Origin of the sequence: Hyphomicrobium sp. (assembly GCF_035572195.1) — a bacterium.
Lineage (GTDB): Bacteria > Pseudomonadota > Alphaproteobacteria > Rhizobiales > Hyphomicrobiaceae > Hyphomicrobium_B.
The window spans coordinates 1-8,768 of sequence record NZ_DATNBA010000013.1 but is presented as its reverse complement, the minus strand read 5'-3'; the positions used below and the strand labels follow the sequence as shown (position 1 = coordinate 8,768).

The following is an 8,768-nucleotide window of genomic DNA, read 5'->3' as shown; positions in this document are numbered from 1 at the left end:
TTCGTTCTTTTCTGGCCGATTGGGCTCACCATCTTGGCCTATATGCTGTGGAGTGGACGCATGTCGTGTGGATGGCACGGGAGCCGCGCTCGGTGGGAAAGCCGTTTCGCGGACAAGTTCGACCGGGCGCGCGCCCGCGTCGAAGACGAATTCAAGAATTTTTCGAAGTCTTATTCGAGCGGCAACAAGGCGTTCGACGACTATCGCGAGGCGACGCTGAAGCGCCTTGAGGAAGAAGAGCGCGAGTTCCGGTCATTCCTCGACCGGCTGCGCCAAGCCAAGGACAAGTCCGAGTTCGACCAGTTCATGTCCGAGCGTCGCGAACGTCCGGCAGGTAGCGAAAGCACTGCCTGACGCGAGGCCAGAAATTGCGAGGCGGTCCTTATGGGCCGCCTCTTTTTTTGAATCGTAAAGCCGCATTCACGAGGAGCGCCGTTAATGCATTTTCACCTTTTCCCGCCTCCGCCGCTGCACCTTATGCCGTTTCTGTTGACGGCGGTGCTGGCGTTCGCTGCAGGCTTGTTTCTGACGCGGCTCGGCGTTCCTCGCGTCCTTGCCGAATTCGGTGGCAAGCTCGGCCGGTGCTGGGCGTTCCGGCGGCGATCGTGTGATCGCTTCGAAGGCCGGAGCTCGGGCGGTCTCAGCAACTCGGCCTTCAACGACTACCGTCGCGCAACGTTGCTAAAGCTCGAGGACGAAGCGGCCGAGTTTCGTACGTTTCTCGATGGTCTGAAGCGCGCCGCAGATGCGGCAGAGTTCGATGCGTTCCTCAAATCGCGCCGCGATAGCAGCCCGCAGGCGTCGTGACGGCAACGGCGCGGCACCATTGCGCCGTAGGAATGTCAGGCATTCGCCAAAACTCGTAATTTCCACCGACGTTGCGGGAAATTTAGGGGAAGTCGGCCCGCGTCTCGGCTATGCTTCGATGCGTGACGAGGGACGACGAAATCGTTCCCAAGCCCCGGAATAACGGCTGTGGACGGACGATGCCCTGGCAATTCCTGAAAAATGCGGTCGCGGCGACTTACGGCGGTGGCCTGCGCTCGGCTCTCGATCAAATCAAGGTGACGTTGGGGCTTGATGGCCTCGGCCGCGCTTCCCCCCAATCGCGCGTCGCCTTCACGATCGCGGTCGTCGCGCTTGCCGCGAAAATGAGCAAAGCCGACGGCGTATCGCTGCCGATCGAGGCCGAAGCCTTCGAGCGGCAATTCTCCGTGCCGTACCACGAGTGCGAGCACGTCCGCCGTCTCTATCAGCTCGCGAGCCAGGACATTGCGGGATACGAAATCTACGCGGCGCAAATCGCGCGGATGCTCGAAGATCAGCCGGAACTCAAGGTATCTGTACTCGAGTGTCTGTTCCACATCGCGAGCGCCGACGGCGTGCTGCATCCCGACGAAGATCTCTATCTGGCGCGGGTTGCCGACATCTTTGGACTTTCGAAAGGCGAGTTCCGCTGCATCCGCCGCGGTTTTGTCGTAGACGCCGACAGCCCGTACGAAGTGCTGAACATTTCTCCGTCAGCGACCGACAAGGAAATCAAAGCGCGCTACCGCGACCTCGTCAAAAGCCACCATCCCGATGCGCTTGTCGCCAAAGGTGTGCCTGAGGAATTTCTAGCCGGCGCCGAGCGGCGGCTTGCAGCGATCACCGGCGCCTACGAGGCCATTCTCGCCGAGCGTGGCCAGCGGGCCGAGAGGGCATTGGAACCGAGCGCGTGACGTTCTCTCCCGACAGTTCGTTCGTCGCTGGGGTTCATCTGGCTGAAAACCGGGAGCCACGCCGCGGCGGCGCCAGGCCGTCGCTTCTCATTCTGCACTACACGGGCATGTCGTCGGCGGCGAAGGCAATCGACTGGCTGGCCTGCGCAGAAAGCGGCGTCTCCTGCCATTATGTGATCGCCGAAGACGGCCGCATCACGCAGCTTGTGCCGGAAGCGTTGCGCGCCTGGCACGCGGGCGCTTCGCACTGGCGCAGCGAGACCGACATCAACTCGCATTCGATCGGCATAGAAATTCAAAATCCCGGACACCAGCACGGCTACCCGGATTTCCCGCCGTCGCAGATGCAAGCCGTGGTTTCGCTCGCCAAAGACATCGTCTCGCGTCATCGCATGGCGGCCGACGGCGTGCTGGCGCATTCCGACGTGGCGCCGGGCCGCAAAATCGATCCGGGCGAAAAATTCAATTGGGCGCTTCTAGCGAAGGAGGGCCTCGGCCTTTGGGTTCGGCCGGCACCAGTGCGGTCAGACGAATCCGGCCTCGGCCCCGGCGCGTGCTGCGGGCGCGTCGCCCGTGTGCAGCAACGCTTGGCCGACTACGGTTACGGCATCGAGCCCACCGGCGTGCTCGATCAAACGACCGAAAAGGTTCTCAAGGCATTTCAATCGCATTTCCGCCAACGCCGCGTCGACGGCCGGCTGGACCGGTCGACCGAATTGACGCTCGATCGGCTCATCGAAGCGGCGCATCGCCGGGTTGCGGCTTGACGGCGCCGCAATCGGGATGTTGATGCCGAACCGTAGGGCGGCCGTATCGTGGCACACGGCACCCAGGGCATCAGCGCTATCCTAACGGCACCAACAAGCAGGACCAAGCGTGTTCAAATCCCGTCGCCCCGAGATACTCATACTTCTCGTCGCCGCGTTCATCGCGTTGGTGCTCAACCATGCTTTCTGGCGACGGTTCCTTGCCGTGGTCGCGCCGCACAACGCAGAGCAGTGGTTGTTCTTTGCCGCAGCTCTCGTGACGATGGTTATCATCGCGTATCTGCTGCTGCTCGTGGTTTCCTTGCAACCCGTGCTGAAGGTCATCGTCGCAATCGTGCTTCCGGTGACGGCCGCGGCCAGCTACTTCATGAACGAATACGGCGTCGTCATCGATGCCAACATGGTGCGCAACGTCTTCGAAACGGACACGCGCGAAGCGGGCGATCTGATCACGGTCAGTATGATCGCTTATATCGGCTTGCTTGGCGTATTGCCGGCGGTCCTCTTCTGTCTTGTCCCATGGACGAAGCGAACTTTCCGGGACGAGGCTCTCGCCAAGCTCAAGTTCGCGGCGCCGGCCCTGGTGCTGCTTGCCTTCAGCGTCGTTCCGTTCTGGGGCGACTATCTTTCGCTTCTGCGCGATCATCGCGAGCTGAAGCTGTCGCTGACGCCGATGAACTATATCTCGGCGCTTTCGAAGTACTGGCGGCTAGAGGGAGCCAAGGGGCCCAAAATCGTCCGCGCCTATGGCGCAGATGCGAAGCGGGCGGCGATGTCTCCAACGCATACCCGCAAATCGCTGTTCGTCGTCGTCGTCGGCGAGACGGCGCGCTGGGATCATTTCGCGCTCAATGGCTATGGACGACCGACCAATCCGGGATTGTCGAAAGTCAACGACCTCGTCAATTATCCGAAAGCGTTCTCCTGCGGCACCGATACGGCGCAATCAGTGCCGTGCATGTTTTCAGGGCTCGGCAGGGCCAATTTCAGCAACGCCAAAGCGGACGGCCAGGAAAACCTGCTCGATATTTTGAAGCGCGCCGGTATCGACGTGCTGTGGCGTGAAAATCAGGCTGGATGCAAAGGCGTCTGCGCGCGCGTGCCGACCGAGACGCTGACTGGCATGAACGTTCCGACGTTCTATCCAAGCACCAGCAACTACGACGATATCCTGATCGATGGCCTGGACGACAAGATCGCGAAACTCGAGCACGATACCGTCATCGTGCTGCACATGATGGGCAGTCACGGACCGGCTTACTGGAAACGCTATCCGGAGACGTTCGAGACCTTCACGCCGGTATGCAAGGACAGCCAATTCAGTCGTTGCAAAATCCCTGACATCGTCAACGCCTACGACAATACGCTCGTCTATACAGACCATGTTCTAACGCGGCTCATCGGCGTGCTTTCCAGCGCGTCGAGTCACGGGGTCGATGCCGGAATGCTTTACGTATCCGATCACGGCGAGAGCCTCGGCGAAAACTTCATGTATCTTCACGGCATGCCGTACGCGATTGCACCAGAAGCGCAAATCCATGTGCCGATGGTCGTATGGCTGGCGCCATCGATGCGTGATGCGCTCGGTGTCGATCAGGCCTGTCTCGCAAAAGACGCGACGGAGCAGGTCAGCCACGACAACCTTTTCCACTCGGTTTTGGGGCTGATGAATGTGACGACGCGCGTCTACGATCGGTCGCTCGATCTTTTTGCGCCGTGCCGGCGTCCGGCTTTCGTCAGTGGTCGCCAGGACGTAAATTCCATTGTGAAATAATATTACCCAAGCGCTTGGCGACGTGACGATTTCGCAATGTGGACTCGCGGAAATCGAGTAGCCAGCGAGCTCTGCATTCATGCATGATGTCAGCGTCACCGACTTGCCGAGGAAGTGCTCGACTATGATGCACCGTTCAGCCGCCGCATCGTTGGTCGCCGCCCTCGTTCTCGAGAGCGGCGCGGCGCTTGCTGGCCAGCCGATCGGACCCGTGCCGATGGTGGCGGAGATCAACGCGCGCACGATTACCAGCATGTTGTATCAATCGAAGCCGGGCGAGCGGCCCGACCTCTCCAACAAATTCCTCGTCTACCTCGACCTTGCGGGGCTGAACTTCAAAGGCGCGATACTCACGCGATCTGATTTCTACGGTACCGACTTCACCGGAGCTAATTTGTCGGGTGCCGACTTGTCCTACACGCGGCTGGACCGTTCCGTTCTAATCCGCGCCAATCTGTCTGGTGCCAACCTAACCGGGGCAACGATCTTCCGGCCGACCGTTTACTCGGACTTGGAAAACAATACGTCGGACGCACCGCATTTTTCCGGCGCCAATCTCTCGCGCGTACACGTGCAGGCAGACCTTTCGGGCTCGGACTTTCGCGGCGCCGATTTGACGGACGCCGATTTCCACCCTCTCGAAGATCGACCGGGTCAGGGCACGATGACGACGATGTACAAAAACGTTCTCAAATATTGTGATTTCTCCGGCGCGCGCCTTCACAATGCCGACATGCGGCGTGCGGTGCTGTGGTTTGCCAAGTTCACGGGCGCCGATATTAGTGGCGCCAGATTTGTTGAAGCCGACCTGTCGCGTGCCGACTTTGCCGGCGCCGACCTTACCGGCGCTGATTTCACGCATGCCAATGTTGACGGCACAAACTTCGTGGGCGCCAAAGGCCTCGCCGCAGCAAAAGGCCTCGATCAGGCGGTCAATCTGGACAAAGCGCTCCGCTAGATCGAGTGCGAGCCTAATCGTCGCGTGGAATTTCCCGCCAAACTCCGGCAACGAAAGTGGGTAACGTTCGTTAAACCATTTGTTGCCAAATTCTTAACAACCCGTGTGAGCTGAGAACACCGAGATGCAAGGACTAAAGCCAAGCAGAGCGTTCGGTTTGTGTGGAACGGCGTTCATCGTTGTTGCGCTGGCGGGCGTTTGGGCGACGAGCGCGAGCGCTGTCAGCCTGCGGGTCAAACTCGCCTGCTCGAAGGATTATTATACCCACTGCCGCCAGTTCGCGTCGGATAGCCCCGAGGTGCGAAGCTGCATGCGGTCGGCTGGCGAAAGGCTATCGCCGCGTTGCCTCAGCGCGTTGATCGCCGCCGGCGAAGTCAGCGAAACAGAAGTCGCCGCCAGGCGCGCCGCGCAATCGCGTCAGTAGTGGCTCCGCCCTAACTGTCACGCACCAACGAACACGTACTCTGGTGCTTGACGTTTTGGGCATCTCGTTGCTTATCACAGAAACCAGCCGGCCGGACGGCCGCTGCCGGACTTCGTTGTGGCGACACGGGCGTAAAGGCCCGCAAGCAAAAACGTCCGGTGGAGGAAAGTCCGGGCTCCTTGATGACACGGTGGCGGCTAACGGCCGCCGGGGGTGACCCCAGGGAAAGTGCCACAGAAAATATACCGCCTTAGGGTTCGCCCGAAGGTAAGGGTGAAAAGGTGCGGTAAGAGCGCACCGCGCGTCTGGTAACAGACGTGGCAGGGCAAACCCCACCGGGAGCAAGATCGAATAGGGGTGGGCGCGCGGAGCGGGCAACCGCTGCCGCGAGGCGCGTCATGACGCTACTCACCCGGGTTGATTGCATGAGGCGCTTGGCGACAGGCGTCCCAGAGGAATGGCCGTCGCGGAGGGAAACCTCCAAACAGAACCCGGCTTACAGGCCGGCTGGTATTTTTCTTTCGTGTCCCTAAAGGACCTTTGTTCTTCCGCTCGATGGCCGGCGTCATGTTGAGACGTGCCCTGCATGGGTCTGCGGCCGAGACGTGGTGCGCTGTAGGAGCACGCGCTCTTTATTCGGGCACGACGAGTTTCCGGTAGAGGTGCCACGTCGCGTGCCCGAGGACGGGCAGAACGAGCGCTAATCCAACGAGCAGCGGCACCGCTCCGATCAGCAGCGAAAAGGCGACGATCAGTCCCCATAGCGCGATTGGGATTGGGTTCTCGATCGCAGCGCGCACCGAGGTTCTGACGGCCGTCGCGGCGCTGACGTTGCGGTCGACGAGCATCGGGAACGAGACGACGCTGATCACAAGCACGAACGCCGCAAACAAAAATCCCACAACGTTGCCGACGATGATGAGCTGCGTGCCTTTTGCGGTTGTCGTCACCTGGTTGATGAACTCGGCCGGAGGCGGCACGGCGTTGCCGAAAATTTGTAGGTAAATGAGGTTGGCCGCGTAGAGCCACGCGACGAATATGGCTGCGAGCAACAGGCCGAGACGGCAGATCGCTCCAAATGACGGTCGATGCATGACGTCGAAAGCGCGCATCGGAGAGACGTTAGGATCTTGTTCGCGGCGGCGGCTCAGTTCGTAGAGACCGATCGCGATGAACGGCCCGAGCAATGCGAAGCCTGCCACGAGCGGGTAGAGCAGCGGCAACATCTCGTAGCCGAATGAAAGCCGGTAAAGAACCAAGCCGGCGACCGGATAAATGAGGCAGATGAAGAAGGCGTGCGTCGGTATCGCGCGGAAATCGTCGAAGCCCTGGGCGAGCGCCTCCCACACGTCAGTGGTTGTGATTTTACGGACCGGAGGCTCGTCAGTCCGCCAAAGAACGGCGGCCGGCCAACGCATCTCAACGCCGGGACCGTTGGACGATCGGGTGTTATCGGGATGGGTTGTCGAATTCGCCATGACGGCACCTCGATGGTTGAGTCGGGTGCCTCCAGGCCGCGTTAGGCTATCGGCACTCTGCTTGTGCTCCCCACCCTGACCTTCTTCACGATGATGCGCCGACAATTCAAGGGTCAAGTCAGGACAGCGTGAGTGCCGCACACGCACTCTCTAACCAACTGAAAAATATAAATTTACTCTTCGTTTTTGATTTCGAAGGTGGCGCATCGGGCGCCGCTTTAGGGAAAAAACGAATTGTGCGCAACTCCGCGCCGCGCCATAATTATCCTTAAGAAACCGTTGACGGCCATAATTTCCCATGGCATCCCATATGTGCCCGCCGCACCGGGCAGGACACCGTGGCCGGGCGCCGGTTTGGTAGAGGGCCCAAATCTGAGCGACCGCCACGGCCCCTTTTCTTCATGTTTCGGGCGACACGCGCTTCGCGCGCCGGCCGCCCGAAACGAACCTTCCGGTCCTGTCGGCCGGCTCAGTTTTTCTTTTGTTTCGGGCGACACGCGTTCCGCGCGCCGGCCGCCCGACACGAAACCTTCCGGTCCTGGCGGCCGGCTCCCCGGAGGGGAGTCGCCAGGACCCAGTAAAAGAGTTCAGAGGGGCTTCGTTACTGGGAGATGGACCGCTTTGTCTCGACATTCACAAACAAGATCGACGCCAAAGGCCGGGTCTCAATCCCCGCGCCCTTCCGCGCCGTTCTCGAACGCGACGGTTACGCCTCTGGAAGCGCTGGCGGCATCTACTGCTACCCCGCGCTCGAAGCTCCGGCTCTCGATGCTGGCGGCGAGAGACTTGCAAAAAAGATCGATGGGCTTCTCGCGGGCTTGCCGGACTATTCGGACGAGCGCGATGAGCTGTCTGTCGCGCTCTACGGCGACGTCCAGGTTCTCGCCATCGATGGCGACGGGCGCATCAGCCTTCCTGAGGGCCTTCGCACGCACGCCGGCCTCACGACCCAAGTCACTTTTGTCGGCCTGGGTGACAAGTTTCAGATGTGGCAGCCTGAGCGCTTCGCCGAACGGCGTGAGCGTGCGCGGGAAAAAGTCCACCAGACACGTAAGCTCTTCGGCGCGGGGAACCGTTCATCCTCAGACGAGGATGACGGAAGCGAAGGAGCACGGGGATGACGGCGCGCCGCCGGCCAGGAGGCACATTCACTGAGCCCGGCCGTGCGCGCCACATCCCCGTGCTGCTTTCGGAGGTCATCGCCAGCATCCGGCCAGTAGACGGCGCCACCTACATCGACGCAACGTTCGGCGCCGGAGGCTATACGCGCGCTATCCTCGAAGCTGCGGATTGCAACGTGCTGGCGCTCGATCGCGACCCGCACGCCATCCTCGCCGCCAAGGCGCTGAAGGATGAGTTCGGCGACCGGCTGACCCTCTTGGAATCGCGCTTCTCGGAACTGGATCTCGTGGCGCGCGAGCAAGACGTGGCGCCGGTCGATGGCGTCGTGCTCGACATCGGCGTGTCGTCGATGCAGCTCGATGAGGCGGAGCGCGGCTTCTCGTTCCAGTCGGATGGGCCGCTCGACATGCGCATGTCGTCCTCGGGGCTATCTGCAGCCGATGTCGTCAACGAGACGGACGAGGAAAATCTCGCGCGCATTCTTTACGTTCTGGGCGAGGAGCGCCGCTCGCGCGTCATTGCGC

General features: G+C 60.9%; 10 protein-coding genes and 1 other RNA gene. 10 read left to right on the top strand and 1 reads right to left on the bottom strand.

What is annotated here, in order from left to right; genetic code table 11:
* The 8 genes from VN623_RS01545 to rnpB all read left to right on the top strand — a co-directional run.
* Window positions 1-354: DUF2852 domain-containing protein (locus tag VN623_RS01545; protein ID WP_325567408.1), on the top strand; the 354-nt coding region annotated here is incomplete at its 5' end.
* A gap of 84 nt (window positions 355-438) precedes the next feature.
* Window positions 439-807, top strand: a complete 369-nt coding sequence (locus VN623_RS01540; protein WP_325567405.1) for a DUF2852 domain-containing protein — start codon at window positions 439-441, stop codon at window positions 805-807.
* Window positions 808-986: 179 nt separating this feature from the next.
* Window positions 987-1,721, top strand: coding sequence for a DnaJ family molecular chaperone (locus VN623_RS01535; protein ID WP_325567403.1), 735 nt, complete (start codon window positions 987-989; stop codon window positions 1,719-1,721).
* On the top strand, window positions 1,718-2,488 hold the full coding sequence (locus tag VN623_RS01530; protein ID WP_325567401.1) for an N-acetylmuramoyl-L-alanine amidase: 771 nt from the start codon (window positions 1,718-1,720) through the stop codon (window positions 2,486-2,488). The genes VN623_RS01535 and VN623_RS01530 overlap by 4 nt, the downstream gene beginning before the upstream one ends.
* A gap of 109 nt (window positions 2,489-2,597) precedes the next feature.
* A complete protein-coding gene (locus VN623_RS01525; protein WP_325567399.1) occupies window positions 2,598-4,262 on the top strand; it encodes a phosphoethanolamine--lipid A transferase in 1,665 nt (554 codons plus the stop codon).
* Window positions 4,263-4,386: 124 nt separating this feature from the next.
* Window positions 4,387-5,220: a pentapeptide repeat-containing protein gene (locus VN623_RS01520; protein ID WP_325567397.1), complete on the top strand. Its 834-nt coding sequence runs from the start codon at window positions 4,387-4,389 to the stop codon at window positions 5,218-5,220.
* 124 nt (window positions 5,221-5,344) lie between these two features.
* Window positions 5,345-5,644, top strand: coding sequence for a hypothetical protein (locus VN623_RS01515; RefSeq protein ID WP_325567395.1), 300 nt, complete (start codon window positions 5,345-5,347; stop codon window positions 5,642-5,644).
* Between the two features lie 83 nt (window positions 5,645-5,727).
* An RNA gene (gene rnpB, locus VN623_RS01510) (RNase P RNA component class A) lies at window positions 5,728-6,159 on the top strand.
* Between the two features lie 117 nt (window positions 6,160-6,276).
* On the opposite strand, the gene VN623_RS01505 is transcribed toward rnpB, so the two are convergent.
* Window positions 6,277-7,122: a DUF2189 domain-containing protein gene (locus VN623_RS01505; protein ID WP_325567393.1), complete on the bottom strand. Its 846-nt coding sequence runs from the start codon at window positions 7,120-7,122 to the stop codon at window positions 6,277-6,279.
* A gap of 611 nt (window positions 7,123-7,733) precedes the next feature.
* Between VN623_RS01505 and VN623_RS01500 the strand changes: the two genes are divergently transcribed.
* On the top strand, window positions 7,734-8,243 hold the full coding sequence (locus VN623_RS01500; protein ID WP_325567391.1) for a division/cell wall cluster transcriptional repressor MraZ: 510 nt from the start codon (window positions 7,734-7,736) through the stop codon (window positions 8,241-8,243).
* A partial coding sequence (rsmH, locus tag VN623_RS01495; RefSeq protein ID WP_325567389.1) for a 16S rRNA (cytosine(1402)-N(4))-methyltransferase RsmH occupies window positions 8,240-8,768 on the top strand: 529 nt, incomplete at its 3' end. The genes VN623_RS01500 and rsmH, both read left to right, overlap by 4 nt.